Source organism: Amycolatopsis circi (assembly GCF_003385235.1).
Taxonomy (GTDB): domain Bacteria; phylum Actinomycetota; class Actinomycetes; order Mycobacteriales; family Pseudonocardiaceae; genus Amycolatopsis; species Amycolatopsis circi.
Genome location: NZ_PQIA01000093.1, coordinates 1 through 24,390 on the forward strand (window position 1 = coordinate 1; position 24,390 = coordinate 24,390).

The following is a 24,390-nucleotide window of genomic DNA, read 5'->3' on the forward strand; positions in this document are numbered from 1 at the left end:
CCCGCAGCCACTGCACCAATCCCGCCGCCGCGGCCCGAGGTCCCGGGCCCAAGCGCGCCAACCTCACACCCACGCCCCCGGGCAAACCCGGCCGCCGCGCGAGTTCCGGAGCCAAGCGCACTAACCTCCCCCCCGCACCACTCCACCCCGCAGCCACTGCACCAATCCCGCCGCCCGCGTTCCCGGAGCAACGCGCACCGACCTCACGCCCACACCACCCCTCCCCGCTGCCCCTGCGCCAACCCAGCCGCCGCAGCCGCCGCTCGAGTTCCCGGATCCAACGGATTCGGCCCGATCGCCGCGACCGAAGCCTCGTCCGGTTCCAGCACCGCCGCCTTCGCGCCTGCCTCTCGGAGATCCGCCAGCACCTGCTCGAACGGTCGCTCCGTCGGGAACACCTCCGCCGCGCCCATCGGGACCACCACCGTCACCTGGGCGAAACCCGTTGCGTAGTCGGCATTCGCGGAGGAACGGACGCCGCCGTCGACGTACTGCTTGCCGTTGATCGGCACCACCGGCCAGATGCCGGGCACCGCGCAGCTTGCCGCCACCGCGGCGACCAGCGAGACGCCTGACGAGCGGTCGAACACCGCCGGTTCGCCGGTTTCCGCTTCCACCGCAACGATTTTCACCGCACGATCGGGCCAATCGTGCGACGGCAGACGAGATTCGATCACCGCGCGCCGCCGCGATTCCGGTACGGTTTCCGCGGCCAGGGCGTATTTTCCGACCGCTCGGCGGAGTTCCGCCGCGGTGCCGCCCTCCTGCAGCACCGCGGCGAACTCCTCGCCGAACTTTTCCGGGTCGAACTCGGCCGCGATCTCCGCCGCTTGCAAGGCCGGGTCGGTTTGCCGCGCGTAGAGCTGCGGCAGCGGCAATCCGCTGCCCAGCTGCGCCGCCACCGCCGCGCCTGCCGACGTGCCGATCAGCAGGTCGGCCCCGGTCACGTCCTGGCCCGCTTCCGCGAGCCCGGCCAGCAATCCGGTCGCCCACGCGATCCCGGCGACGCCACCGCCGCCCAACACCAAAGCTCGGCTCATGCCGCTCCTTTCGCCGCTTCCCACTCTGCCCTAAGGCACCGACAATTTCCGGAGCGCCGATTCCAGCAGGGCATCCGTGTCGGGCTTCGGCAAGGCCAGCTCCAGCAACGTTTCCGCCACCTCGCGGTACTTTGCCACCCGCGCCGGGCTCGAACTGCTCGCGCTCTCGCGCAACAACCGCTCGTGGACGATCGACGGCAGGTCCGCGAAATCGAAAATCGTGAACGCCCTGCCCAGATCGGGACGGCGGTCCGCCGGGACCACTCGCACCTCGACCCTTCCTTCCGCCAACCGCTCACGCAGGTGCCACAGCTGCTCCGCCATCGCGTTCGCGTCGCCGATCCTCTTGTGCAGCGCCGTTTCCCCCAGCACCAGCACACACCGCGCGCCCGAATCGAGCACCGCTCGCCGTGACAGCCTCTCGGCTACCCGCGCGTCCACCTCATCCGCGACAGCGCCCGACGCACTCGACAGCAGCGCTCGCGCGTACCCGCTCGTCTGCAACAACGGCGGCACCACCTCCGGCTCCCAGCCGAACACTGCCTCCGCCGTGCGCTCCCACTCCAGGTACGGCTCTTCTCCGCCGCTGTCTATCCAGTCCTGCTCTCGCGCTCCTCGCGCCATCTCCACTATTCGCCTGCGGTCCGGCCCGATCACCCTGCAGTGCGCCAGGACCGCTCCGATGTCCTCCGGCTTCGGCAGCCGCAGTCCTCGTTCCCAGTTCGTCACGAAACCAGGCGTCATCCCCAGCAACCGGGCCAACTCTCTTACACCCAGTCTTCTTCTCTCCCGCGCCGCGCGTAACTCCAGGCCCAATGCCCTCGCGCGCGGTGTTGCGTACGGTGTGGTCATGGTTGCAGTGTGTCAGGGGGCGCCGACAGTTTTCGGGGTTCTCTCCCCTGGGCCCCTCGGCTGCTACAGCCACTCCTCCAGCGACAACCCCGTCATCCTCTCGTACGCCTCCACGTACCTTCCCCTCGTCGCCTCCACCACTTCCCTCGGCAACGGCGGCGGCTGCACGTTCGACGCCCTGTCCCAGCCCGACTCCGGCCCCGTCAGCCAATTTCGCACGTACTGCTTGTCGAACGACGGCTGCACCCTTCCCGGCTCGTACCCCTCCGCCGGCCAGTACCGCGACGAATCCGGCGTCAGCACTTCGTCCGCCAGCACCAGCGCGCCCGTCTCGTCCACGCCGAACTCGAACTTCGTGTCCGCCAGCAGGATTCCGCGCTTCGCCGCCACTTCCGCGCCACGGCGGTACACCGCGAGTGTCGCCTCGCGAAGCTCCTCCGCACGCTTCGCACCGATAGTCGCGACCACTGCTTCGAACGAAACGTTCTCGTCGTGCTCGCCGAACGCCGCCTTTGTCGCGGGCGTGAAGATCGGCGACGGCAGCTTCGAGGCCTCGACGAGACCTTCAGGCAGCTCTACGCCGCACACTGCGCCCGTACGCTGGTAATCCGAGTACCCGGACCCCGTGAGGTACCCGCGCGCGACAGCTTCGACCGGAAGCATGTCGAGGCGGCGTACGAGCAGCGCGCGTCCGCGTACTTCGGCAGGGATGCGCGGGTCGTCGTACGCGACGAGGTGGTTCGGGATCAGGTCCGACAGCTGCTCGAACCAGAACACGCTCATCGCCGTGAGCACGCGGCCCTTGTCGGGGATGGGCGTGTCCAGGATGAAGTCGTAAGCGGAGATGCGGTCCGAAGTGACCAGCAGCAGGTGGTCGTCTCCGACCGCGTACAGGTCCCGGACTTTTCCGGCGGCGATCTTCGGGTAATCGGCGAGCGTCGTCACCGCTGCACCCTAACCCGACGACCGGCACTACGAGGATGATGCAGGTCATGGCCTACCGCTGGATTTCGTTCACCTCCGACTACGGGCTGCACGACGGCTTCGTGGCGGCCTGCCACGGGGTCATCGCGGGCATCGCGCCCGACGTACGCGTTCTCGACGTGACTCACCTCGTCCCGCCGCAGCAGGTGCGCTCAGGCGCGGCAGTGCTCGCGCAGACCGTGCCGTCGCTGCCTAAGGCCGTACACCTTGCTGTCGTCGACCCAGGCGTCGGTACGGAGCGTCGCGGCATCGTGGTGGTCGCGACGCACGGCATCTTGGTCGGCCCGGACAACGGTCTGCTGCTACCCGCAGCAGAAGCGCTAGGCGGCGTGTACGCGTCGTACGTGATCGATGTGCGCACGCCGACGTCCGCGACCTTTCACGGCCGAGACATCTTCGCCCCGGTTGCCGCGAAGCTCGCTCTCGGCGCGCACCCCGGCTCGTTCGGACCCGCCATCCGCGACCTGGTCCGACTGCCGGAACCGATGATCGCCGCCTTCCCGGGCAAGCTCGTGTCGGACGTGCTGACCGTCGACCACTTCGGCAACGTCCAGCTCGCCGCCACCCCCGCTGACCTCGAACTAACCGGGTTGACCGGTGAGGTGACGGTGCACAGCGAGCACGTCGCGGTGTCCGCCGCGATCGGCCGGACCTTCGCCGACGTGCCCCGCGGCGCGAACCTCGTCTACACCGACTCGGCGGGGAAGCTGGCAGTCGCGGTCAACGGCGGCTCGGCGGCTTCGGAGCTGCGGATCGGGCCGACCGAGGAATGCACCATCACCGCGTCGCCGACCGCCAGCTGACCTGGCCGGGTGACCGCCGCCTTCATGCCGAAGAGGACTCCGCCAGCCGGGTCGCGGTGGTACGCCGCGAGAGAGCGAATCGGCTCCGGGCCTGAGCGCTTGCCGGTTTCCTGGTCGACCATCGGGACCGCGCAACGGACGCACAGCTTCGCGTAGGCGAACTCGGCCCCGCCTGCTTCCATCCGGCGCACGGAGTCCTCGGCGTGTGGTTCCGCCCAGCCGCGGATCACAAGATTCGGCCGGAAACGGTCCATCGGCACGGGTTCGGCGCCGCGCTCGGCGATTCGTTCGTTCAGGTGGTCCAAAGAGGACTCGGAGATGACGAGGATCGCGTGGCCGTCGGCGAACCTCGCGGTGCCGGGGGTTTCGCCGCTCGTCACCCGGTCGTGTTCCGGGGTGACGCCGAGCAGCACGGACGGCTGACCCACCACGGTGGAGACCCACTCGGCGGCGTCGGTGCCCTGGTGGACGCCCTCGCCGGTCCAGTTGAAGGTGGCCGCGGGGTGCCGTTGGCCGTCCTTCTGGACATCGATGGTCAGGTCCTCGATGCCGGGCGCGGACAGGGCGAGGCGGGTGCCGTCGTCGAGGACGCGGGGCCGGATGGCGGCCATGATCGGGAAGCGACGCTGGCTGCGGAAGTCGCCGTCGGGGGCGGTGACGATGAATTCACGGTCGTGCGCGAGACCGGCTGGGGTCACGTCGGCGGTCTGGACTGTCGTGCCAGCGCAGCCTTTGACCGGGTAATACGTGAGCTGCGAGATCGTCCCCATGCGGTTCACGGTACCTGTTCGTCCGAAGGGGACTGGGGTGCACGATCCCGCACGGGAAGCAGAAGTGCCGTGCCGGGCAGCAGTGAACCGTCCGATAAGGATGGATGGGATATTCCTGACGGGGTATCCGTGCTACCGCGACGATGCGCCGGATGACGGCCAGAAGGGCGAGCAGCACCGTCGCTGGCCCGGCGGCTTCGGGTTGCCTGGGAAGCCGTGCGGGCCGGCGAACGGTTCATTCTCTGCGAGGACGGCCAGCCGCTCACAACACCTGTGACAGGAACTGCTGCAACCGAGGACTAGCCGGTGCATCGAACACCTGCTCCGGCGTCCCCTGTTCCACGATCCGCCCCGCGTCCATGAACGCGACCTCGTCGGCCACGCTCCGCGCGAAGCCCATCTCGTGCGTCACCACGATCAAAGTGAGACCCCGCGAAGCCAGCCCCGCCATCAGGTCCAGGACGCCCTTCACCAACTCCGGATCCAGCGCGCTCGTCGCCTCGTCGAAGAGCATCACTTCCGGTTCCATCGCCAGCGCACGCGCGATCGCCACCCGCTGTTGCTGACCCCCGGACAACGCCGCCGGGCGGTACGGGGCCTTGTCGGCGAGGCCGACTTCCGCCAGTCGCGTCCGGGCGACCTCGATAGCGTCCTCTTTGGACAGACCGCGCACGCTGCGCAGCGGCAGCACGATATTGTCCAGCACCGAACGATGTCCGAACAGGTTGAAGTGCTGGAACACCATCCCGACGCGCTGGCGCAGCGCGTCCGGATCCGAGGAGATGACGCTTTCCCCGTCCAGCAGCAGATCGCCGCTGTCGGGCTCCTGCAGGCGGTTCACGCAGCGCAACAGAGTCGACTTGCCGGAACCGGACGGGCCGATGACACACGTGGTGCTCCCGCTCGGCACCTTCAGGTTCACCCCGCGCAGGACCTCCAGCGTCCCGAATCGGACGTGGATGTCCTTCAGTTCCACCGAAGACGAACGAATCGCCGTACTCATACCTTCCCACCCGCGAGCATTTCGTTGGTCTCCGTGGTCACCTTGCGACCGGTCTGCAGCCGCTTGTCGATGTAGTTCACCAGGTGCGTCAGCGGAACCGTGATCACCAGGTAGACGACACCGGCGGCCACCAGCGGCGACAGGTTTCCGGTGTTCGCCGCGAGGTCCTGTCCAATCCTGAACAGTTCCCGTTGCGAGGTAAGGAAACCGAGGAAGTACACCAGGGTCGAGTCCTTCACCAGCGCGATGAACTGGTTCACCAGCGCGGGCAGCACCCGCCGCACGCCCTGCGGGATCACCACCAGCAGCATCGCCTTGGTGTAGCTCATGCCGAGCGCGCGGCTCGCCTCCAGCTGGCCCTTGTCGACGCTCTGGATACCCGCCCGGAAGATCTCGCCGATGTACGCGGCGGCGATCAGGCTCAGCGCGGCGATGCCCAGCGGGTACGGGTTGTTCCCCACCAGACCGCGGGCGAGCAGGCCGACGCCCTGACCGATCACCAGGATTGTCAGGATCGCGGGCAGGCCACGGAAAATGTCCGTGTACACCCGCGCGGGCCAGCGCAGCCAGCGTTTGGCGGACAGGCCCATCACCGCGAGCACCATGCCGAGCAGGGTTCCGATGATAGCTGCCGCCACCGACAGGATCAGGGTGTTCAGCAGGCCGGTCTTGAGCAGGTCCGGGAAAACTTCCCAGATGTACTGCCAGTTCAGGAAAGTGTCGAAAAACTGATCCATCAGGCTACTTCGTCTTGAAATCCGCGGGAACCGGAATGCTCGGCTCGAACTGCTGGTGCACCTTCGCCCAAGTGCCGTCCGCGACGGCCTTCTTGATGCCGTCGTTCAGCTTGGCCAGCAGGTCGGTGTTGCCCTTGCGCACCGCGTACCCGTGCGGAATGTTGGTGGTGATCGCCTTCGTGACCTTCAGCTCGGGGTTCTTCGTCGCGTAATCCTCCGCCGACACCTGGTCGAACACCGCACCGTCGATCGCCGAGGACTTCAGCGCGCTCAGCGCCGCCGCGTCGTTCGGGAACCGGACCGCCTGTGCCTTCGGCGCGTTCGAGGCGAGCCAGGTGTCCGACACCGTGCCCTGCACCACGCCGATCCGCTTGCCAGTCAACGAGTTCTCGTCCGTGATGCCCGCGGTCGACTTCGCCTCGATGCCGAGCGACTGGTAGTTGTACGGGTCGCTGAACGCCACCGTCTTCTTGCGTGCGTCAGTCTGCGCGATCGCCGAACTGCCGATGTCGAACCGGCCGTTCGCGACGCTGCCGAGCAGCGCCGAGAAATCGGTCGCCACGAATTCCAGCTTCAGGCCCTCTTTCGCGGCGATATCCTTCAGCAGCTCGTTGTCGAAGCCGGTGAATTGGCCGTTCTCCTGGTACGCGTTCGGCCGCGAATCGCTCAGCGTGCCGACACGCAGGGTCTCGCCGCCGTCGCCACCGCACGCGGTGAGACCGGCGACCAGTGCCGCCGCGAAGGCGGTGACGATCAGTTTTTTCATGCCACCAGTGTGCCCGCGCATCAGGAGTTCGCCACCGGGAGGCCCGGGCCGCCCTTCTCCAGTTCCTTCGCGACCGGTGCCTGCTTGAAGAACTGCGCGTGCAGCCGGGCCGCGGTGCCGTCGGCGATCGCCTTGGCCAGACCGTCGTTGATCTTCTTCAGCAACTCGGGGTTCGACTTGGCGACCGCGAAGGCGGACGGGGTGTCCTTGTCCGCGACGGTGTAACCGAATTCGAGCGGCAGCGTCGGGTTCTGGTCGATGTACTTCTGGCCGATGTCCTTCGGCACGACCCAGCCGTCGAGACCGCCGGTCTTCAGCTGCGCGAAACCGGCGTTGTAGTCCGGGAACCGGACAACCTGCGCACCGGCGAGCTTGCCGGCGAACTCGTCCTGCACCGAACCCTGCACGACGCCGACCCGCTTGCCCGCGAACGAGTTCGCGGCGGGCAGCGCGGTGCCCTTCTTGCTGACGACGGTGGTGTAGCTGGTGTCGTAGCCGTTGCTGAACGCCACCGTCTTCTTGCGCGCGGCGGTCGCGGAGATCGTCGAGCTGCCGATGTCGAGCTGGCCGCCGGCGACCTTGGCGAGCAGGCCGGAGAACTCGGTGCCGACGAAGTCGACCTGGAAGCCCTCGCGTTTGGCGATGTCCCGCAGGAGTTCGTTGTCGTACCCGGTGAACTGGCCGTTTTCGAGGTAGATGCTGGGCGGGGCGTCGGTCAGGGTGCCGACGCGCAGGGTGCTCCCGGAAGCGTCCGAGGATCCGCACGCCGTAAGGCCCGCGGTGGCGGCGACTACGACGGCGAGCGTGCTGAGGATCTTTCTCATGACTTCTTCCTGATTATCCGGGGTGCGCAGACAAGAAGCGCCAGGCCGCGGGGTGGCGGCCTGGCGCTTCCGGGTTCGGCACGAAGACTAAAAGCTTCGCCCGATCGAGTAATGCCGTCTCAGCACGTGGACGACGTGCGCGCACTCACAGAATCGGCTGCGGCGCGTACGCCGCGGCGTCCGGGAATCGCTTCAGCACGTCCTCGACGCGCGCCGCGACTTCTTCGACCTGGCGCGGGGCCACACCGGTGAACGAGATCCGGTCGGCGAGGAGTTCGTCCAGGTCAGCGCGGTCAAGCGGGATGCGTTCGTCGGCCGCGAGCCGGTCGAGCAGGTCGTTCTCCGCGCCGCGTTCGCGCATCGCGAGGGCGACGCCGACGGCGTTCTCCTTGATGGCCTCGTGAGCCGTCTCACGCCCGACGCCGCGGCGCACCGACGCCATGAGCACCTTCGTCGTCGCGAGGAACGGGAGATAGCGATCAAGCTCACGCTCGACCACCGCGGGGAACGCGCCGAATTCGCTGAGCACGGTGAGGAAGGTTTCGAGCAGGCCGTCGAGGGCGAAGAACGCGTCCGGCAGCGCGACGCGGCGCACCACGGAATCCGAGACGTCGCCCTCGTTCCACTGGTCGCCGGCCAGCTCGCCGATCATCGACAGGTAACCGCGCAGCACCACCGCGAGACCGTTGACGCGCTCGCAGGAGCGGGTGTTCATCTTGTGCGGCATGGCCGACGACCCGACCTGGCCCGGCTTGAAGCCCTCGGTGACCAGCTCGTGCCCGGCCATCAGCCGGATCGTCTTGGCGAGGCTGGACGGCGCGGCGGCGAGCTGGACCACGGAGGACAGCACGTCGAAGTCGAGCGAACGCGGGTACACCTGTCCGACGCTGACGAACCGGTTGCCGAAGCCGAGGTGCTCGGCGATCCGCGCTTCCAGCTGGTCCAAAGTGGACTCGTCGCCGAGCAGGTCGAGCATGTCCTGCGCGGTGCCGACCGGACCCTTGATGCCGCGCAGCGGATAGCGCTCGATCAGGTTGTCCAGCCGGGAGAACGCGACGAGCAGCTCGTCGGCGGCAGTCGCGAAGCGCTTGCCGAGCGTGGTCGCCTGCGCGGCGACGTTGTGCGAGCGACCGGCCATCACGAGGTCGGAGTGCTCGACGGCCAGCGCGGCCAGCCGGGACAGCACCGCGGCGACCCGGCTGCGGACCAGTTCCAGCGAGCGCAGCTGCTGCAGCTGTTCGACGTTCTCGGTGAGGTCGCGCGAGGTCATGCCCTTGTGCACGTGCTCGTGCCCGGCGAGGGCGTTGAACTCCTCGATCCGGGCCTTGACGTCGTGCCGGGTGACGCGTTCGCGGGCGGCGATCGATTCGAGGTCGACCTGCTCGACCACGCGCTCGTAGTCGTCGACGACGCCTTCGGGCACCTCGACGCCCAGCTCGGCCTGCGCCCGCAGCACGGCGAGCCACAGCCGCCGCTCGAGCACGACCTTGCGTTCGGGCGACCAGAGCGCAACCAGCTCAGGCGAGGCGTAGCGGGCGGCGAGCACGTTCGGAATGCTGGGCTTGAGCGTCACGCGGTCACGATACCTGGTGGTCGTGAGTGCCTATGCCGGTTAGAACCGGCATCGCCACTCACGAGAACCTCACCACTCGGCCAGCCCGCCGTCGGGCAGCCGCCACACCGGGGACCGCCACTCATGCCCCGCCTCGTCAGCTCGACGCACAGCCTCCTCATCCACCTCGATGCCGAGGCCAGGCGCGGTCGGCCGCGCCGCATACCCATCGACGAAGCGGAACAACGCGTCGTCGGCGAGATACGCGATCGGCTCGCGACCGTCGTGGTAGTGCATGCCGAGGCTTTGTTCCTGGATCAGGAAGTTCGGCGTCGCGAACGCCACCTGCATCGCGGCGGCCAGCGAGATCGGGCCGAGCGGGCAGTGCGGGGCGAGGTTCGCGCCGTACACCTCGGCCAGCGCTGCGATCCGGCGCAGTTCCGAGATGCCGCCCGCGTGCGACGGATCCGGCTGCACCACGGCGACCCCCGCGTCCAGCACCGGTTTGAACTCCCAGCGCGAGAACAGCCGTTCCCCGAGCGCGATCGGGACCGTCGAGGCTTCGACCACCGATTTGACCACGTCGGCGGGCAGTTCCGGCAGCACCGGCTCTTCGACGAACATCGGCTGTACTTCTTCGAGCATTTTCACCAGCCGTCGCGCCATCGCGGGCGAGACGCGGCCGTGGAAGTCGATCGCCAGGTCGCGGTCGGGTCCGAGCGCCTCCCGGGCCTCCCGGGCGCGGGCCAGCGCGGCCTGGGCTTCGGCAGGCGTGGCGATCGGCCCTAGCGGACCGGCGACGTTCATCTTCACCGCGGTGAACCCACGCTCGACCTGCGCGGACACCGCGTCGAAGATCCCCGACGGACGGTCGCCGCCGACCCACGAATACACCCGCACGCGATCGCGCACCGGACCGCCGAGCAGCTCGTGCACCGGAGCGTTCCGCGCCTGGCCCGCGATGTCCCACAGCGCCTGGTCGAACCCGGCGAGCGCGCTGGAGAGCACCGGACCGCCGCGGTAGAAACCGCCGCGCCGCAGCACCTGCCAGTGGTCCTCGATCCGCAGCGGATCCTTCCCGATGACCAGCTCGGCCAGCTCGTGCACAGCCGCGCGGACGGTCCCGGCGCGGCCTTCCACGACCGGTTCGCCCCAGCCGGCGATGCCCTCGTCGGTGCTGATCTTCAGGAACAACCAGCGCGGCGCGACCAGGAAGGTCTCGACCCCGGTGATCTGCACAGTGCCTCCAAACGGACTAAGCGGAATCCTTCGCGGCCGACCAGCCGCCGTCGACGGTCAGCTCGGCGCCCGTGACGAACGACGCCGCGGGCGAGAGCAGGAACGCGATCACCGCGGCGATTTCGGCTGGGTCACCGAGCCGTCCGGCGGGCGTCGCACGGGCGCTGCGTTCGCGGTCTTCCGCGCTGATCCGGTCCCACGCCTCGGTCTGCACTGGACCGGGAAGCACCGAATTCACCCGAACCTCCGGCGCGTACTCCACGGCCAATTGCCGTGCCAGAGATACCAACGCGCCTTTGCTGGCCGCGTACGCCGGATGGCCGGGCAGCCCGAAACGCGCGTGTACGGAGGAAACCAGCACGACTGAGCCGCGCCGAGACCGCAGCGAAGGCAGGCAGGTCCGCACGGCCAAGTACGACGCGGTGAGGTTCACGTCCAGCTGCCGTTGCCACTGCGCGCGGTCGGTTTCGTGCAATGGACCCAAAGTCGGCAGGTACGCATTGCTGACCACGGCGTCGACTTCGCCCGCCAGGTCGAGAACGCGTTGCCACGTCTCGTCTTCCGTCACGTCGCCTTGCACGCCGCCGGGCACCTCGGCGAGGTCGACGCCAATCACCCGGTAGCCGTCGGCTTCGAGCTGGACGGCGGTCGCGGCTCCGATCCCGGACGCCGCACCGGTCACCACGGCAGTGCGCATGGTTCGCAAGCATGCCGGGACGCCAGCAACCCAGTCAAGAATAATTAGTAATTTATAATTTGCCTGCTAGGCTGCCCGGCATGGGATACCGGTGGGAGATCACGCGCGAAGCGGTACGCCAGGGCGTCGTCGGGATCGTGCGGACAGCGGACGCCGCCTCGGCCGTCGCCGCCGCGCGGGCAGTGCTCGACGCCGGGTTGAAGTCGGTCGAAGTCCCGCTCACCAACGCGGGTGCGCTCGTCGCGATCGAGGAACTGAGCGCCGCGTATCCAGACGCGACGATCGGGGCGGGCACGGTGCTCGACGAGTCGTCCGCGACGGCCGCGATTCGTGCGGGAGCCCAGTTTCTCGTGTCCCCGTCGCTGCACACCGAGGTGTTGCGTACCGCTCATCGGTACGGCGTCGCGGCGCTGCCGGGCACCGGTTCGGTCACCGAAATCGTGCGCGCGATGGAGGAAGGTGCCGACGCCGTAAAGGTTTTCCCAGCTTCGGCGCTCGGTCCGCAATGGATCAGGGATGTGCGCGCCGCGCTCCCGCAAGCCCCGCTCGTGCCGACGGGTGGAATCGCTCCCGAGGACGTGCCAGGCTGGCTCGACGCGGGCGCGGTCGCCTGCGGGATCGGGTCGGCGCTGACCCGTGGGTCAGCTGAGGACATCCGGGCCAGAGTGGCCGCATTGGTGAGGGAGAGCTCGTGAGCGACGTCGTACTCGTCGGCTGCCGTACCGCCGAAACCGGCGGACACGGCACGGGAATCGCGGTTTTCCGACGCTCCGGCGGCGAACTGATCGCGGATTCGACGTTGCCGATGGTGTCGCCGACCTGGCTGGCCCAGCATCCCGCGCTGCCGATGGTGTACGCGGTCAACGAGACGAGCTACGGCGAGGTCACCTCCATTTCGATCGCCGACGGCCTGGTCGCGCTCGACGTGGTCGAATCCGGCGGGGCCAGCCCATGCCACCTCACGGTGACGCCGAACGGCCAGTTTCTGTTGTGCGCCAACTACGGCGGCGGGAGCCTGGCCGTGTTCTCCCTGCGCGCGGACGGCCGGATCGACGGCCGCACCGACCTGGTGCAGCACACCGGGAGCGGGCCGCGCGCCGATCGGCAGGAAGGCCCGCACGTCCACATGGCGGTGTCGTCGGCGGACAGTTCGGTGGTGAGCGCCGTCGACCTCGGCACCGACGAAATCCGCAGCTACACGCTGTCCCTGAAAGGAAAACTGACTCCGCTGGCCGTTTCTTCGCTGCCTCCGGGCACCGGACCGCGGCAGCTCGTGCGCAGCGCGGACGGAATCGCTTATGTGGCTGGGGAATTGTCCGGCGAGCTGATCACGGTGCGGGAGACTTCGCCGGGAGCGTTCGAGTTCGTCGAGGCGACCCCCGCGACGGCGGCGGGCGGCGAATCCCTGGTGGCACACCTGGAAGTGCTCGAATCCGGGATCTATCTGTCGAACCGCGGCCCGGAGTGCATCACGTCATTCGCCGGTTCGCCGCTTCGCGCGACAGTCGACCAGCCGTGCGGCGCTTACCCGTGGAACTTCGCCGTGGCGGACGGCATCTGCTACACCGCAGCCTTCAAGGACGACGTCATTTCCGTTTTCCCGTTGAAAGACTTGGGAAACGCCGAGGTCCGCAATTATCCGACCGGCTCTCCGACGTGCGTTCTCCCGCTCCGGTGACCGACCAGCGCCCTCGCGGCCTGCACGGACAGACCGTGGAAACGCTCGCCGCGCGCATTCTGTCCGGCGAATGGCACGAGGGCATGGTGCTGGACCTTCCCGGGCTGCGCGAGGAGCTGGACATCAGCCTCACCGCGCTGCGGGAAGCGTTGAAGGTGCTGGCCGCAAAGGGAATGATCGGCGCACGGCAGAAGCACGGCACGTTCGTGCAACCGCGCGAAAACTGGCAACTGCTCGACGCCGACGTCATGCGCTGGCAAACCACCGCACGCGGAAACGCCGGCCTGCTGGACGAATTGGCCGAGGTACGCGCCGTGGTCGAACCCGCGGCGGCGCGGATGGCCGCGGAACGCGCGACCGCCGAAGACCTTGCCGCGCTTGAGTCCGCGCTCGACGCGATGGTCGACGCGCCGGATTTGGAAGCGAGTGTCGAGGCGGATCTGGCGTTCCACCGCGGCCTGTTGACGGCCGCGCACAACAACTTCCTGCTCCAGATCGAACGCGTCATCGCGATCGGCCTGGCAGAGCGGGACAAACTCGTCCACAGCGCCGGTCCCACCGACGATCCGGTGCCGAGCCACCGCCGGGTGCTGGACGCCATCGCCGCGCGCGACCCGGTCGGCGCGGAGACCGCGATGCTGGATCTGCTGGTGAAATCCGCCGCCGACGCCAAGCGGACCGGTCAGGAAGTGAAAGCCCGCCGGTAGGCCGTCGGCGTGGTCCCGAGCGCGCGCCGGAAGTGCAACCGCAGGTTGGCCGGGGTGCCGAGGCCGCAGTCCCGCGCGACCCGGTCCACCGAATGGTCCGTGGTTTCCAGCAATTCGCGCGCTTTGCCGAGCCGCGCGTTGAGCAGCCACTGCAACGGCGTCGTGCCGGTTTCCTCGGCGAACCGGCGCAGAAAAGTCCGCTGCGACATCTCGGCGTGCCGGGCGAGCAGGCGGATGCTGAGCGATTCGTCCAGTCGCTGCAACGCCCATTCCCGCGTGGCTGACAGCGAAGCGTCGCCAGCCTCGGCGAGCGGAGCGGGCACGTACTGCGCCTGGCCGCCTTCCCGATGCGGAGCGGCGACCAGCCCGCGCGCGATCCGATTGGCGACGGCGGCACCCAAATCGCGGCGCACGATGTGCAGGCACAGGTCGATGCCGCAGCACACGCCAGCCGAGGTGAGCACGTCGCCCTCGTCGACGTAGAGGACGTCCCGATCGACCTGGACCGAGGGATACTCTCGCTCGAATTCGTCGATATATTCCCAATGCGTGGTGGCGTGCAGGCCGTCCAGAATTCCTGCCGCGGCCAGTGCGAACGCGCCGGTGCAGATGGACACCACCCGCCGTCCCCGGTCGCGCGCTTCGGCCAGCAACTCGACCGCCGCTTCCGGCGTCTCCCGGATGGGGTCGTAGCCCGGCACGATCACCGTGTCCGCCGCGCGCAGTTCCTCGATCCCGCCTTCGGCCGCCAGTTCGAACCCGGCGCTGGTGGCGACCTTCGGACCGAGCGCGCACAACGTCATCTCGTAGTGCGTTTGCGGCCGGACCTGGAACACCTGCGCCGGGATCGCCAAGTCCAGCGGCAGGACCCCGTCGAGCGCCAGCACCGCGACCCGATGCACTGTCATGGCGAGATTCTATCGAAGTACGGCAAACTTGCCACTCACCAGGTCAGCGCGCTGCGGACACGCTTGAAGACATGACCGAACTCCTTCCGGACCCGGTGGTCGCGCTGCCCGCGACTCCGCTGGCGGACGCCGTCCTCGAGGTCGTCCGGCCGGTGGAATCGCTGTCGGTGTTCAACCACAGCGTCCGCACCTATCTGTTCGCCCGGCTGGTCGCCGATCAGCTGGCCCTGTCCGGCTACGACGACGACCTGCTGTTCGCCGCGTGCGTCATGCACGACATCGGCGTGGCACCGGACGGCCCGCACGTGGAACGCTTCGAGGTCGAAGGCGCCGAACGCGCGGCGGGATTCCTGGTCGAACAAGGGATTTCGGTCGCGGACGCCGACGAGGTCTGGCAAGCCATCGCCCTGCACACCTCCCCGGGCATCGTGGAGCACCGTGGTCCGCTGTGTGTGCTCGTCCACGCCGGGGTCGCCGTCGACTTCGGCGGTCCGATCGGCCCCGAGTACCTCGCCGCTGTCACCGACGAGCAGGCCGCGGCGATCCACGCCGCCTACCCCCGGCTGGACATGGTCCGCTCGCTCACCGACGCGGTCGTCGCCCAGGCCGCGAAAAACCCGAAGAACGCGCCCGTGCCGTCCACTCCCGCTGATTTCTTGCGTGAGCGTGCGGCCGACGGCGAAACCCGGCTGGAACGTGCCGCCCGCACCTCCCGCTGGGGCAACTGAGAAAGGGATCCCTATGCACTCCGTCAAAATCCCCGAGGACTCCGAGGTTTTCGGACCGTCCGGGGCGTCCGCCTTCGCCCGCTTCGGCTACTCGGCCGCCGTCCGCGCGGGCAACCTCCTCTTCATCGCCGGGACGATCGGCCGCCGCCCGGACGGTGCCATCGCGGAAACCATCGAGGAACAAACCGAGATCGCCCTCCGCCGGATCGAGGAAATCCTTCGCCTGGAAGGCCTCGATCTCTCCGCGCTGGTCGACATCACGAGCTATCACGTCGACATCCACCAGCACCTGCCCGGTTTCCTGGAAGCCAAGCAGCGGATCGTGACCGCGGAGCCCTACCCGGCGTGGTCGATGATCGGCGTCAGCGGACTCGCCAGCCCAGGCCTGCTGATCGAAATCCGCGCGACCGCGGCGTATCCGGAATAACTGTCCTCAATGGACACTGGCGGACTCCGCGAGCGCGGTCCGCAGCATCCGCCCGGCGGCGGCGCGCGGAGCCGGGTCGACCGCGATCAGCGCGTTGACCACCGCCCCGTCGACCAGCGCGACCAGCCGGTCCAGTTCGTCCTTGGCCACCGGCGTCCCGGAGCGGGCGAAGATCTCCGTCAGCAGTTCGTTGAGCTGCTGGGACAACGTCCGCATCAACGGCCGCAGGTACGGCCGCCGACCGGTCGCGACCAAGCGTTCGTAGCGCAGCAGGACCGCTTCGGCGTCGGCTTCCGGGTCGCCGCTCTGCGGGCCGAGCAGCATGTCCAGCACGAGTTCCACGGTCGCCTGCACGCCCCGGTTCCGGGTCGTCAGGTCGTCCAGCTGGCGGCGGCCGTTGGCCAGTTCGGTCTGCCCGTGGTGTTCGACAGCGGCGGTGACGAGCTCTTCCAGCGAGTCGAAGTAGTACGTCGTGGACGCCAGCGGCAGGCCCGCCCGCTCGGCGACGGCCCGGTGCCGGACCGCGTCGAAGCCGCCCTCGGCCAGCAGCTCAGCGGCGGCTTCGACGAGCGCTGCCCGTCGTCGCTCGCCCTTGGGAGTGGTGGCTGCTGCCGTCATGTCCGGTCATTCTGCCAGCCGCGCTGTGTGCCGCCGATCAGAACCGGGTGGCCAGTGAAGCGGCGAAGCGCGCCAGGTCGGTTGCGTACGGTGCTGGGTGCCCGGACGTCCCTGGCACGCTGACCAGCACGAGAGTTCCCCCGCTGCGCGTTTGCTGACGCACGGTGACAGCTCCGGCCGGTTGTGTGGGCACGGTCACCGCGGCGCCGCGAGCGAACACCGCCGCGCCGATCGTCCCGTCCGGAAGCGGGAACCCCGCACCGCGCGACGACGTCGTACAAACGCTGCCTGGGGAAGCCTGCGCGGCGTTCAAGTGGCCTGGGAGCTCGCCAGCGAGGGCAGTGGCGAGCTCCCAGTCCACCCGTCCGCACCCGGAGGTGCCTTCGACCCGAGGGCCGGTCCTCCCGGTTTCGCCGGCTCCCTGCCGAGACGGCTGACCCGGGAAGTCATCCCCAGTGCTGAAAGGACGCGCCGCCGACCCGCCGGGTTGCACCGGCGCGGCCGCGGAATTCGCCATCGAATCGGATTTCTCGCTCGAAATTCCGACAATCCCCCACGTACCGAACCCGGCGGCGACCATCACGGCCGCCGCGCCGGCGGTGATCCGGTTGCGCCGGCGCACCGTCTCGCGTTTGGAGCGGCGCACCACGTCGTCCACCGAGAACGTCGCGGGCGGCGTCTCGCCAGGAGCGGCGGAGAACAACGTCTCGGCTTCCCGCTCATCCATTGGTCTCCACCTCCCGTTCCAGCACCTGACGCAGATTCGCCAGCCCTCGCGCCGTTTGGCTCTTCACGTTGCCTTCGCTGCAGCCCAGCGCTGTCGCCGCGGCCCCGACGTCCAGTCCGTCGAAGAATCGCAGAACCAGCACCGCCCGTTGCTTCGGCGGCACTTCCTTCAACGCCGCGAGCAGGTCCTCGCGCGTCGCGACGCGCTCAGCGAGCCCTGGACTGTCGTCCACAGGTTCCGGCAGCACTTCGGTCTGCCGCTCCCGCCGCCACGGCCGCCGGGACTCGTCGATGACCGCGCGCACCAGCGTCTTGCGCACGTACGCGTCGGTCGCCGCGCGGTCTCTGATCTTCTTCCACCTCCGGTGCAACGCGACGAACGCCGTCTGCGCGAGGTCGTCGGCCTTGTGCCAATCCCCGCACAGCAGGTAGGCAGTCCGGCGCACGGCGTCCCTCTTCGCGGCGAAGTACTCCGCGAACTCTTGTTCGTCGCGCTGGTCCACGCGCTTTGCAGCTCCGCTCTGGCCATGTCCGGTGAAGGGACGGATCCGGGGGCGTCCACGGTTGCACGTCCGGCCGGAAACGTTCCACCCCCCGCCGCATTGATGCCGCGCCCACCTGTGTGATGTGATCGGACTGTGACCATGACTGGGCAGCTGATCGACTTCCGTTCCGACACCGTCACCCGCCCGGACGCGATCATGCGCGCGGCCATGGCCGAGGCCGAGGTCGACGACAACGTCATCGGCACCGACCCGACCATCGCCGAACTCGAGCGCCGGGCCGCGCAGACGCTCGGCATGCCCGCCGCGCTGTGGACGCCGAGCGGGACGATGGCGAACCTGATCGCGCTGAGCGTCCACCTGCAGCGTGGCGACCGGTTCCTCGCCACCCGCGGCGCGCACGTGCTCGCCAACGAACTCGGCTCGGCCGCGTGGCTGGCCGGCGGCATGCCGGACATCCTCGAACACGACGCGGGCCCCGGCCGATGCCTGCCGGAAACGCTCGAAGCCGCGATCGGCAACCCCGGCCCGTACTTCGCGCTCCGCACGACGCTGCTGTGCCTGGAGAACACGCACAACGCGGCCGGCGGCGCGGTCACTCCGCCGGACGAGCACGCGCAACTGCTGTCCGTCGCGAAGCAGGCCGGGCTCACCGTGCACCTCGACGGCGCGCGGATCTGGCACGCGGCCGTCGCGCTGCAGGTGCCGCCTGCCGCGCTGACCGTGGGCGTGGACTCGGTGTCGGCGTGTTTCAGCAAGGGCCTCGGCGCGCCGGTCGGCTCGGTTGTCGCGGGCAGCGTCGAGTTCGTCGAGCAGGCCCGCCGGATGCGGCAGATGCTCGGCGGCGGCGTGCGTCAGGGCGGTGTGCTCGCCGCGGCCTGCCTGGTCGCGCTGGACCGCGTCGACGAACTGGCCGAGACGCACGAGTTCGCGAGGCGGATGGCCGACGGCCTTTCCGAGCACGGCTGGGACGTGCGGACGCCGGACACCAATATCGTTCTGGCCGGGGTGCCGGACGTGCCGACCGCGTTGCACTGGCTCGGCTCGCTCGGCATTCAGGCCCTGCCCATGGCGGGCAAGGTCCGGTTCGTGACGCACCGGGACCTGTCGTCCGCTGACATCGCCGAAGCACTGCGCCGGATCAAGACCGGCGCCTGAACCCTGGGGGACTTGGGTGACCAACTGGATCGTGTTCGACTACGGCGAGGTGCTCAGCCTTCGCACCGCCGCGGTGCCGAAGCTGGCCGCCGCCATGGGCGTCGCGCCCGAGACGTTCGAGACGGCGTACTGGAGCGTGCGCGACCCGTACGACCGCGGCTGCACCGACCTGGAGTACTGGACGTCGATCGGCGACCAGGTGGGCGCGAAGGTGGACGACGCGCTGTCGGCCGAACTGACCGCGCTCGACGTCGCGGGCTGGGGACAGCTCGCGCCGGGTTCGCTGGACCTGCTGCAGTCGCTGTCCGAGGCCGGTGCCTCGCTCGCGTTGCTGTCGAACGCGCCGTCGGCGTTCGGCGGTTGGGTGCGCGAGCAGGAGTGGGCGAAGCTGTTCAAGCACACCCTGTTCTCCGGAGACGTGCAGGTCGCGAAGCCGGACGCCGAGATTTTCCGGCTGCTGCTGGACAAACTGGGTGCGAAACCGGACGAGTGTCTGTTCTTCGACGACCGTCAGATCAACATCGACGGCGCCCGCGCGGTCGGAATCCGGGCACACCTGTGGGACGGCGCTGAAGCCGCCCTCGCCGCACTGGCCTGAGCCGCGAACGGCTCCCGCACCTTCTCGGTGCGGGAGCCGTTCGAGTGCTCAGTACGGTTCGGCGCCGGTCAGCGGCTGATCCGCTTGGACTTCTTCCCGGTGATCGCCCCGTAGGCCGCGGTGCCCAGGAACGCGACTCCGCCGATGATGGCGATCCACAGCACGGCCTTGAACACGAAGCCGATCACAGACCCGAGCACCATAAAGGCGATCCAGGCCACGACGAGCGCTCCGACGATCTTCCAGAACATGGCTCCTCCGATGCCGTTTCCGCGCCACGTCGGCCCGGTGCCCTCCAGCGTGCCATCCGTGCGACGGAAACTCTCTACGCCAGCCCAACGTTCAGGGACATCTCCGGGTTCCCCTGACCGGTTTCACCCCAGCCAGCCGCCGAGCCGACGCAGCCCCTCGGTCACGTCCTCGGTCGCGCCCGCGAAGGAAAACCGCACGTAGCGGCCGCCGTCGACCGGGTCGAAGTCGATTCCCGGGGTGATCGCGAGGCCGGTGTCGGCGAGCAGCCGCTGGCACCAGCTCAGGCTGTCGGTGGTGTGGTCGGAGACGTCGGCGTAGGCGTAGAACGCGCCGTCGGCGGGGGCGAGCTTGTCCAGACCGATCTCGCGCAGACCGGCGAAGAGCAGGTCGCGGTTGCGCCGATAGTGCTCGACGTGCGCATCCGCTTCGGCATACGACTCCGGGGTGAAAGCCGCGACGGCCGCGTACTGCGAAACCGCGGGCGGACAGATGGTAAAGTTGCCGGTGAGGACGTCGACCGCGCGATGCAGCCGCTGCGGCACCAGCATCCAGCCGAGCCGCCAGCCGGTCATCGCGAAGTACTTCGAGAACGACCCGAGCACCAACGCTTCCCGGCCGTACTGCCAGGCGCAATCGAGCTGCTTGCCGTACGAGATGCCGTGGTAGATCTCGTCGCTGATCAGCTGCACGCCGTGCGACGCGCACCAGCCGGAGATCGCGGCTAACTCGCCCGGCGGCAGCACGGTCCCGGTCGGATTGCTGGGACTCGCGACGATGAGCCCGTCGATCGGTCCGAGCCGGTCGAGCTGCTCGACGGTCGGCTGGAAATTCGTCTCGGCGGTGGTGGCGAACTCGACGACCTCGCAGCCGAGGACGTTCAGCAGATTCCGGTATGCCGGGTAGCCCGGCCGCGCCATCGCGACCCGCGCGCCCGGGTCGAACGCGCTGAGGAACGACAGCAGAAACCCGCCGGACGAACCGGTGGTCATGACGACGTCGGACGCGGCCACGTCGACGTCGTAGGTGCGCCGGTAGTGCCCGGCGACGGCTTCGCGCAGCTCAGGAATGCCGAGCTGCTCGGTGTAGCCGAGGGTGTGGCTTTTGAGCGCTTCTTGAGCGGCTTCGAGCACCGCCGCCGGAGCGGGCACGGACGGCTGCCCGGCGGCCAGCGAAATCAGGTCGCCGTGGCTGCGCTGCCGGGCCTGCGCCGCGGACAGCACGTCCATCACGTGAAAAGGAGGCACGCCTGCCCGCAACGCGGGCCCGCCGAAAGCACCGATGTCGACCATGCGGCCAGGCTAACCGGCGGAACCGCGTGCGGGGTGTGCCGTCAGTAACCGCGGTACGCGCCGCCGTGCGCCATCGCCGCGATGCCCGGGACGTTGGACATCGAGCCGTACCGGTCGAGCGAGTACCGGACCCCGGCGATGATGTTGTCGACCGGGTTGTAGATGTTGTCGTGGCCGGGCAGCTTGTGCGCGTTGAACGTGGAGTCGATGCACTGCATCAGGCCCTTGGACGGGTGGCCCGCGGCGGCATTGGAATCCCAGTTGTTGATCGCGTTCGGATTGCCGCCGGACTCGTGCTGGATGATCGCCCAGATGTTCTTGATGTCCGCGTCGGTCACGTTCACGCCCGCGGCCTGCAGTTCCTTGATGGCTTCCTGGATCCACTGCTGAACGTTGCCGGGCGGAGGCGAAGAGGGCGGACCGCCGCTGGACCCGAGACCGCCGCCGCCACCGGACGCGGCGCCCCCGCCACCGCTGGCACCACCGCCACCGCCGTGATGACCGCCGCCACCTCCGTGCCCGGTGTGCAGACCGCCGGTGCTCTGCGGCACGGTGCCGTCCGAGTTGGGGAGCGGGACCTGCGAGTAGCCGCCCTCGATCTGGGTCTTCATCAGGTCCTGCGACTTCTTGACCAGTTCGTCGGCCTGGGAAAGAAGCGGGTCGATCGTCTGCTCGGCCCTCGTGGCGTCCGCTTGGTTATCCTGATTCGCCTTGTCGATGATCGACTGCGACGTCGGGCTGGGCGGCGGGCCCTTCTTGTCCGACTTGTCGTTGGCATACGCCGCTTCGGCCGCCTGCGCCTTCTGCGCACGGTCCGACTCGGTCTTGATGCGGCCGTCGATCGCCGTCTTGGCGGTGTTCATCGCATCGGTGACCTTGGTCTTGATCCCGCCGAGGTCGGACGACAGCTGCGTCAGGTCCTTGCCGACGTCGTCAAGGTGCCCCTGCACCTTGTCGCCCGCCTTAGTGATCTGCGTGACGTACTCGACGAAAGCGTCTGCCGCCGGGCCCTCCCACACTCCGCCGGACAACGACTTCGCGGAATTCGTCAGCTGTTGGCCGTGGTCGCCCGCCCGCTTCGCGGCGTCGCTGAACTGCTGCCCGGCTTTGCTGATCGCGTCCGGGTTGATCTTGTCGACCTTCTTAGCTTTCTCGACAATGCCGTTCCAGTTCGGCGGATAGTCGATCAGCGCCATGCTCTAGCCCCCCTCGTCCCTGCTCAGCGGTCTTCGTGGACGGTCAGGTCGGTCTTGTGGACCTGATCGGTCTCCTGGATCAGCCCCGCCGCCTTCTTGAGAATGAAGCTGGTCGCCTCCATCAGCTTCCCGGCCGCGTCGAACTCGCTGTGCACGCCCTGTTTGAACGTGCCGACCGCGCCGTGCACGTCCTTCGAGCCGCCCATCGTGCCGAACGGGCTTTCCGGCTCGTCGTCAACGCCGGTGAGGTGCTTCTTGGACTTCTCGAACTCGTCCTTCAGCTTCTCCACGTTCCTGGCGGCAATGGCCATGGAATCCGGGTCGTAGACAGGCACCGTTCGTCATCCCCTTCGCGACACTCTCTTCCCGACCAGTTCGGACGTTGCGCTGACCGGTTCGGTTCCCCTGCTTACTCTAAGACTTCGGACGCGTGCCGTGTGCAGTTCTCCCGGACTTCCACCCGCGTCGCGACCACGAGGACCCCGACCGGGGAATGGAGGGTATTCGGTGCAGCCGCTGCATCCTGGCGAATCCCGGCAATTCGGGCGCTACCGCTTGATCGCTTCGCTGGGCGAAGGGGGAATGGGCAGGGTGCTGCTCGGGGTGTCCAGGGAAGGACGGCTCGTCGCGGTCAAGCAGGTGCATCCGGCATTCGCGCACGACCCAGGATTCCGTTCCCGGTTCAAGCGCGAGGTCGAAACCTCTCGGATGGTGTCCGGTGCGTACACCGCCGCGGTGATGGACGCTGATCCAAATGCTCCGCTGCCGTGGCTTGCCTCGGTCTTCGTCGCGGGCCCCTCCCTCAAGGAAGCGGTGGACGCCGCGGGCCCGCTCCCGCTGAGCGCGGTGCACTTCCTCGCGACCGGTCTCGCGTCGGCGCTCGCCGAGATCCACCGGGTCGGCCTGATCCACCGGGACCTCAAGCCCAGCAACGTCCTCCTCGCCGCGGACGGCCCACGAGTCATCGACTTCGGCATCGCCAGGGCCGCCGAAGGCGACACCGATATCACCCACACGGGGTCGATCATCGGTTCGCCCGGATTCATGTCGCCGGAGCAGGCGAACGGTCTTCCGCTGACGCCTGCCAGCGACGTGTTCTCGTTCGGCGCTCTGGTGACCATGGCCGCGACCGGGCGGGCGCCGTTCGCAGGAGCGTCCACTCCTCAAACCCTGTACAACGTGGTCCATAGCGTTCCCGATCTCTCCAACCTGCATCCGGACCTGCGGCGGCTCGTCGAACAGTGTCTAGCGAAGGATCCGAGGGCGCGGCCAAGCACGGCACAGATTCTGGACTTCCTCGGTGCGGTCCAGATGACTGCGACGCCTTGGCCGCCAGCGGTGCACACGATGATCGAGCAGCAGCAGGCTGAGGTGAGGACTGCGCTCGCGTTGCCAGCGCCGAAGGAGCCCCGGAAACGTCCTAAGTGGCTGATTCCGACTGTCGCGGCGGCAACGGCGATAGTGATCGCGGCAACAACAACAGTGGTTCTGGTGAATCGCGACGACAATCCTGCCGCGGCCTCGGTGAGCCCACCGCCGCCTGATCCGCTCAGCCCCGCAGCACTGCGCCGGGTCGATCCGTGCAAGCTGCTTGGCCCTGATTCGCTGCCGAAAAGCGGGCCGTTGGAGCCAGGCCAAGCCGACGATCTCTTCGCCGGCTGCGCCTTCCACTTCAAAAAAGACCCGAAGCAAATGGTCATCCTTCTGCTGAGTACCCCACTGAACGGCAAAAAAGGAGAGCCGACAAAGGTGGGTTCAATGGACGCGATCCAGTACCATAATTCTTCTGAATGCGGACTGACTGTTGCCAATCCCGCCACTCCCGGATTCGGCATTGACGTATCCGTGCCTGAAACTGGACAGGACACATGCAGCATCGTGCTCGAAGGCATGACGGCGGTACTCGCAAAGCTGCGCGGCAATCCGGAGCCATACCCGAACGTCGAGAAAACGCTCCGCCAGGCCGACCTATGCCGCCCAGATCTGAAGAAACCGCTTCAAGATGCCGCGAACAGCGCTCTGACCAGCGAATTTGCCGGATTGAACGAGTGCACCTGGAGGGGCAAAAAAGACTACTCGGCAACTGCTTCACAACTGTCCGATCCGAAATTCCCCGACAGGCAGAAGACCAAAGTGGGGGACGCATACCTCATCACGGAACAGGATGCGGACAGGTGCTACCTGCGGTGGCTGTTTCCTCCGTATGAGCCGGGCTGGCAGGGCGTTCTCTCCGTGAGTTCTACCGTGGATATCGCGGCGACCGGCGGGAAGAACTGCGATTCGGCCCGCCGGGTGCTCGATGTGTTCGTGAACGCGGTCAAACCGCGCGGCTGAC

The 24,390-nt window shown here is 68.2% G+C and carries 28 protein-coding genes; 9 read left to right on the plus strand and 19 right to left on the minus strand.

Annotated elements, in window-relative coordinates; all coding sequences use genetic code 11:
- Positions 1 to 203: 203 nt before the first annotated feature.
- The 3 genes from D0D37_RS31240 to D0D37_RS31250 form a co-directional block, all read right to left on the minus strand.
- On the minus strand, positions 204 to 1,040 hold the full coding sequence (locus D0D37_RS31240; RefSeq protein WP_116204189.1) for a patatin-like phospholipase family protein: 837 nt from the start codon (positions 1,038 to 1,040) through the stop codon (positions 204 to 206).
- A gap of 30 nt (positions 1,041 to 1,070) precedes the next feature.
- Entirely contained in the window at positions 1,071 to 1,892 is an 822-nt protein-coding gene (locus D0D37_RS31245) for a helix-turn-helix domain-containing protein (protein ID WP_116204190.1), read from the minus strand.
- A gap of 63 nt (positions 1,893 to 1,955) precedes the next feature.
- Positions 1,956 to 2,837 (minus strand): phosphoribosylaminoimidazolesuccinocarboxamide synthase, encoded by an 882-nt coding sequence (locus D0D37_RS31250; protein ID WP_116204191.1) that lies wholly within the window; start codon positions 2,835 to 2,837, stop codon positions 1,956 to 1,958.
- 47 nt (positions 2,838 to 2,884) lie between these two features.
- On the opposite strand from D0D37_RS31250, the gene D0D37_RS31255 reads away from it, so the two are divergent.
- Positions 2,885 to 3,679 carry an SAM hydrolase/SAM-dependent halogenase family protein gene (locus D0D37_RS31255; RefSeq protein WP_162834557.1) on the plus strand — a complete coding sequence of 265 codons (795 nt, stop codon included), beginning with the start codon at positions 2,885 to 2,887 and terminating at the stop codon, positions 3,677 to 3,679.
- On the opposite strand, the gene D0D37_RS31260 is transcribed toward D0D37_RS31255, so the two are convergent.
- The 8 genes from D0D37_RS31260 to D0D37_RS31295 all read right to left on the minus strand — a co-directional run bounded on the left by D0D37_RS31260 (position 3,562) and on the right by D0D37_RS31295 (position 11,267).
- Positions 3,562 to 4,449 carry an MOSC domain-containing protein gene (locus D0D37_RS31260; RefSeq protein WP_167493594.1) on the minus strand — a complete coding sequence of 296 codons (888 nt, stop codon included), beginning with the start codon at positions 4,447 to 4,449 and terminating at the stop codon, positions 3,562 to 3,564. The genes D0D37_RS31255 and D0D37_RS31260 overlap by 118 nt on opposite strands.
- A 262-nt stretch (positions 4,450 to 4,711) precedes the next feature.
- Positions 4,712 to 5,452, minus strand: coding sequence for an amino acid ABC transporter ATP-binding protein (locus tag D0D37_RS31265; protein WP_116204193.1), 741 nt, complete (start codon positions 5,450 to 5,452; stop codon positions 4,712 to 4,714).
- The gene (locus tag D0D37_RS31270; protein WP_116204194.1) at positions 5,449 to 6,189 is read right to left on the minus strand and encodes an amino acid ABC transporter permease; all 741 of its coding nucleotides are present in this window, start codon (positions 6,187 to 6,189) and stop codon (positions 5,449 to 5,451) included. Before D0D37_RS31270 ends, D0D37_RS31265 begins: the two co-directional genes overlap by 4 nt.
- Positions 6,190 to 6,193: 4 nt before the next feature.
- Positions 6,194 to 6,955: an ABC transporter substrate-binding protein gene (locus D0D37_RS31275; protein ID WP_116204221.1), complete on the minus strand. Its 762-nt coding sequence runs from the start codon at positions 6,953 to 6,955 to the stop codon at positions 6,194 to 6,196.
- Between the two features lie 20 nt (positions 6,956 to 6,975).
- Positions 6,976 to 7,779 carry a substrate-binding periplasmic protein gene (locus D0D37_RS31280; RefSeq protein WP_116204195.1) on the minus strand — a complete coding sequence of 268 codons (804 nt, stop codon included), beginning with the start codon at positions 7,777 to 7,779 and terminating at the stop codon, positions 6,976 to 6,978.
- Positions 7,780 to 7,924: 145 nt separating this feature from the next.
- Positions 7,925 to 9,352: an adenylosuccinate lyase gene (gene purB / locus D0D37_RS31285; protein WP_116204196.1), complete on the minus strand. Its 1,428-nt coding sequence runs from the start codon at positions 9,350 to 9,352 to the stop codon at positions 7,925 to 7,927.
- Positions 9,353 to 9,421: 69 nt separating this feature from the next.
- Positions 9,422 to 10,570 carry a galactonate dehydratase gene (gene dgoD / locus D0D37_RS31290; protein ID WP_116204197.1) on the minus strand — a complete coding sequence of 383 codons (1,149 nt, stop codon included), beginning with the start codon at positions 10,568 to 10,570 and terminating at the stop codon, positions 9,422 to 9,424.
- A 16-nt stretch (positions 10,571 to 10,586) separates the two neighbouring features.
- Complete coding sequence (locus tag D0D37_RS31295) at positions 10,587 to 11,267, minus strand: SDR family NAD(P)-dependent oxidoreductase (protein ID WP_116204198.1); 681 nt, start codon at positions 11,265 to 11,267, stop codon at positions 10,587 to 10,589.
- Between the two features lie 80 nt (positions 11,268 to 11,347).
- Here D0D37_RS31295 and D0D37_RS31300 point away from each other — a divergent pair, with 80 nt between their 5' ends.
- From D0D37_RS31300 to D0D37_RS31310, 3 genes are read left to right on the plus strand one after another with little or no spacing between them, the layout of a single operon-like run.
- A complete protein-coding gene (locus D0D37_RS31300; protein ID WP_116204199.1) occupies positions 11,348 to 11,962 on the plus strand; it encodes a bifunctional 4-hydroxy-2-oxoglutarate aldolase/2-dehydro-3-deoxy-phosphogluconate aldolase in 615 nt (204 codons plus the stop codon).
- Positions 11,959 to 12,945, plus strand: a complete 987-nt coding sequence (locus D0D37_RS31305; RefSeq protein WP_116204200.1) for a lactonase family protein — start codon at positions 11,959 to 11,961, stop codon at positions 12,943 to 12,945. The genes D0D37_RS31300 and D0D37_RS31305 overlap by 4 nt, the downstream gene beginning before the upstream one ends.
- The gene (locus D0D37_RS31310; protein ID WP_116204201.1) at positions 12,942 to 13,652 is read left to right on the plus strand and encodes a FadR/GntR family transcriptional regulator; all 711 of its coding nucleotides are present in this window, start codon (positions 12,942 to 12,944) and stop codon (positions 13,650 to 13,652) included. The genes D0D37_RS31305 and D0D37_RS31310 overlap by 4 nt, the downstream gene beginning before the upstream one ends.
- Here D0D37_RS31310 and D0D37_RS31315 read toward each other — a convergent pair.
- A complete protein-coding gene (locus tag D0D37_RS31315) occupies positions 13,628 to 14,560 on the minus strand; it encodes a GlxA family transcriptional regulator (RefSeq protein WP_116204202.1) in 933 nt (310 codons plus the stop codon). The two genes, D0D37_RS31310 and D0D37_RS31315, sit on opposite strands and share 25 nt — an antisense overlap.
- A gap of 71 nt (positions 14,561 to 14,631) precedes the next feature.
- On the opposite strand from D0D37_RS31315, the gene D0D37_RS31320 reads away from it, so the two are divergent.
- Together D0D37_RS31320 and D0D37_RS31325 are read left to right on the plus strand one after the other, a co-directional pair.
- Positions 14,632 to 15,288 carry an HD domain-containing protein gene (locus D0D37_RS31320; RefSeq protein WP_116204203.1) on the plus strand — a complete coding sequence of 219 codons (657 nt, stop codon included), beginning with the start codon at positions 14,632 to 14,634 and terminating at the stop codon, positions 15,286 to 15,288.
- A 13-nt stretch (positions 15,289 to 15,301) separates the two neighbouring features.
- Positions 15,302 to 15,715, plus strand: a complete 414-nt coding sequence (locus D0D37_RS31325) for a RidA family protein (protein WP_244223738.1) — start codon at positions 15,302 to 15,304, stop codon at positions 15,713 to 15,715.
- Positions 15,716 to 15,721: 6 nt separating this feature from the next.
- Here the strand turns inward: D0D37_RS31325 and D0D37_RS31330 are convergent, their stop codons facing one another.
- The 3 genes from D0D37_RS31330 to D0D37_RS31340 are packed head-to-tail and all read right to left on the minus strand — an operon-like array spanning position 15,722 to position 17,562.
- Positions 15,722 to 16,333 (minus strand): TetR/AcrR family transcriptional regulator, encoded by a 612-nt coding sequence (locus tag D0D37_RS31330; protein ID WP_116204204.1) that lies wholly within the window; start codon positions 16,331 to 16,333, stop codon positions 15,722 to 15,724.
- Between the two features lie 37 nt (positions 16,334 to 16,370).
- Entirely contained in the window at positions 16,371 to 17,060 is a 690-nt protein-coding gene (locus D0D37_RS31335) for a hypothetical protein (RefSeq protein WP_116204205.1), read from the minus strand.
- Entirely contained in the window at positions 17,053 to 17,562 is a 510-nt protein-coding gene (locus tag D0D37_RS31340) for a SigE family RNA polymerase sigma factor (protein WP_009084836.1), read from the minus strand. Before D0D37_RS31340 ends, D0D37_RS31335 begins: the two co-directional genes overlap by 8 nt.
- A gap of 141 nt (positions 17,563 to 17,703) precedes the next feature.
- On the opposite strand from D0D37_RS31340, the gene D0D37_RS31345 reads away from it, so the two are divergent.
- Positions 17,704 to 18,720 carry a threonine aldolase family protein gene (locus D0D37_RS31345; protein WP_162834558.1) on the plus strand — a complete coding sequence of 339 codons (1,017 nt, stop codon included), beginning with the start codon at positions 17,704 to 17,706 and terminating at the stop codon, positions 18,718 to 18,720.
- Positions 18,721 to 18,736: 16 nt separating this feature from the next.
- Complete coding sequence (locus D0D37_RS31350; protein ID WP_116204207.1) at positions 18,737 to 19,318, plus strand: HAD family hydrolase; 582 nt, start codon at positions 18,737 to 18,739, stop codon at positions 19,316 to 19,318.
- Between the two features lie 68 nt (positions 19,319 to 19,386).
- Here the strand turns inward: D0D37_RS31350 and D0D37_RS31355 are convergent, their stop codons facing one another.
- The 4 genes from D0D37_RS31355 to D0D37_RS31370 all read right to left on the minus strand — a co-directional run bounded on the left by D0D37_RS31355 (position 19,387) and on the right by D0D37_RS31370 (position 22,390).
- The gene (locus D0D37_RS31355; RefSeq protein ID WP_116204208.1) at positions 19,387 to 19,569 is read right to left on the minus strand and encodes a hypothetical protein; all 183 of its coding nucleotides are present in this window, start codon (positions 19,567 to 19,569) and stop codon (positions 19,387 to 19,389) included.
- 123 nt (positions 19,570 to 19,692) lie between these two features.
- Complete coding sequence (locus D0D37_RS31360; protein ID WP_116204209.1) at positions 19,693 to 20,859, minus strand: pyridoxal phosphate-dependent aminotransferase; 1,167 nt, start codon at positions 20,857 to 20,859, stop codon at positions 19,693 to 19,695.
- Positions 20,860 to 20,900: 41 nt separating this feature from the next.
- Entirely contained in the window at positions 20,901 to 22,055 is a 1,155-nt protein-coding gene (locus D0D37_RS31365) for a transglycosylase SLT domain-containing protein (protein WP_116204210.1), read from the minus strand.
- Positions 22,056 to 22,078: 23 nt separating this feature from the next.
- Positions 22,079 to 22,390: a hypothetical protein gene (locus D0D37_RS31370; RefSeq protein WP_067577414.1), complete on the minus strand. Its 312-nt coding sequence runs from the start codon at positions 22,388 to 22,390 to the stop codon at positions 22,079 to 22,081.
- Between the two features lie 172 nt (positions 22,391 to 22,562).
- Here D0D37_RS31370 and D0D37_RS31375 point away from each other — a divergent pair, with 172 nt between their 5' ends.
- Complete coding sequence (locus D0D37_RS31375; RefSeq protein ID WP_116204211.1) at positions 22,563 to 24,389, plus strand: serine/threonine-protein kinase; 1,827 nt, start codon at positions 22,563 to 22,565, stop codon at positions 24,387 to 24,389.
- The last annotated feature ends 1 nt before the right edge of the window (position 24,390 follow it).

Bases quoted from the DNA above. Each gene is read 5' to 3' on its own strand.
- D0D37_RS31240 (WP_116204189.1), bottom strand. From the start codon at position 1,040: ATGAGCCGAGCTTTGGTGTTGGGCGGCGGTGGCGTCGCCGGGATCGCG.
- D0D37_RS31245 (WP_116204190.1), bottom strand. From the start codon at position 1,892: ATGACCACACCGTACGCAACACCGCGCGCGAGGGCATTGGGCCTGGAG.
- D0D37_RS31255 (WP_162834557.1), top strand. From the start codon at position 2,885: ATGGCCTACCGCTGGATTTCGTTCACCTCCGACTACGGGCTGCACGAC.
- D0D37_RS31260 (WP_167493594.1), bottom strand. From the start codon at position 4,449: ATGGGGACGATCTCGCAGCTCACGTATTACCCGGTCAAAGGCTGCGCT.
- D0D37_RS31265 (WP_116204193.1), bottom strand. From the start codon at position 5,452: ATGAGTACGGCGATTCGTTCGTCTTCGGTGGAACTGAAGGACATCCAC.
- D0D37_RS31270 (WP_116204194.1), bottom strand. From the start codon at position 6,189: ATGGATCAGTTTTTCGACACTTTCCTGAACTGGCAGTACATCTGGGAA.
- D0D37_RS31275 (WP_116204221.1), bottom strand. From the start codon at position 6,955: ATGAAAAAACTGATCGTCACCGCCTTCGCGGCGGCACTGGTCGCCGGT.
- D0D37_RS31280 (WP_116204195.1), bottom strand. From the start codon at position 7,779: ATGAGAAAGATCCTCAGCACGCTCGCCGTCGTAGTCGCCGCCACCGCG.
- D0D37_RS31295 (WP_116204198.1), bottom strand. From the start codon at position 11,267: ATGCGCACTGCCGTGGTGACCGGTGCGGCGTCCGGGATCGGAGCCGCG.
- D0D37_RS31300 (WP_116204199.1), top strand. From the start codon at position 11,348: ATGGGATACCGGTGGGAGATCACGCGCGAAGCGGTACGCCAGGGCGTC.
- D0D37_RS31315 (WP_116204202.1), bottom strand. From the start codon at position 14,560: ATGACAGTGCATCGGGTCGCGGTGCTGGCGCTCGACGGGGTCCTGCCG.
- D0D37_RS31320 (WP_116204203.1), top strand. From the start codon at position 14,632: ATGACCGAACTCCTTCCGGACCCGGTGGTCGCGCTGCCCGCGACTCCG.
- D0D37_RS31325 (WP_244223738.1), top strand. From the start codon at position 15,302: ATGCACTCCGTCAAAATCCCCGAGGACTCCGAGGTTTTCGGACCGTCC.
- D0D37_RS31330 (WP_116204204.1), bottom strand. From the start codon at position 16,333: ATGACGGCAGCAGCCACCACTCCCAAGGGCGAGCGACGACGGGCAGCG.
- D0D37_RS31335 (WP_116204205.1), bottom strand. From the start codon at position 17,060: ATGGATGAGCGGGAAGCCGAGACGTTGTTCTCCGCCGCTCCTGGCGAG.
- D0D37_RS31345 (WP_162834558.1), top strand. From the start codon at position 17,704: ATGACTGGGCAGCTGATCGACTTCCGTTCCGACACCGTCACCCGCCCG.
- D0D37_RS31355 (WP_116204208.1), bottom strand. From the start codon at position 19,569: ATGTTCTGGAAGATCGTCGGAGCGCTCGTCGTGGCCTGGATCGCCTTT.
- D0D37_RS31360 (WP_116204209.1), bottom strand. From the start codon at position 20,859: ATGGTCGACATCGGTGCTTTCGGCGGGCCCGCGTTGCGGGCAGGCGTG.
- D0D37_RS31365 (WP_116204210.1), bottom strand. From the start codon at position 22,055: ATGGCGCTGATCGACTATCCGCCGAACTGGAACGGCATTGTCGAGAAA.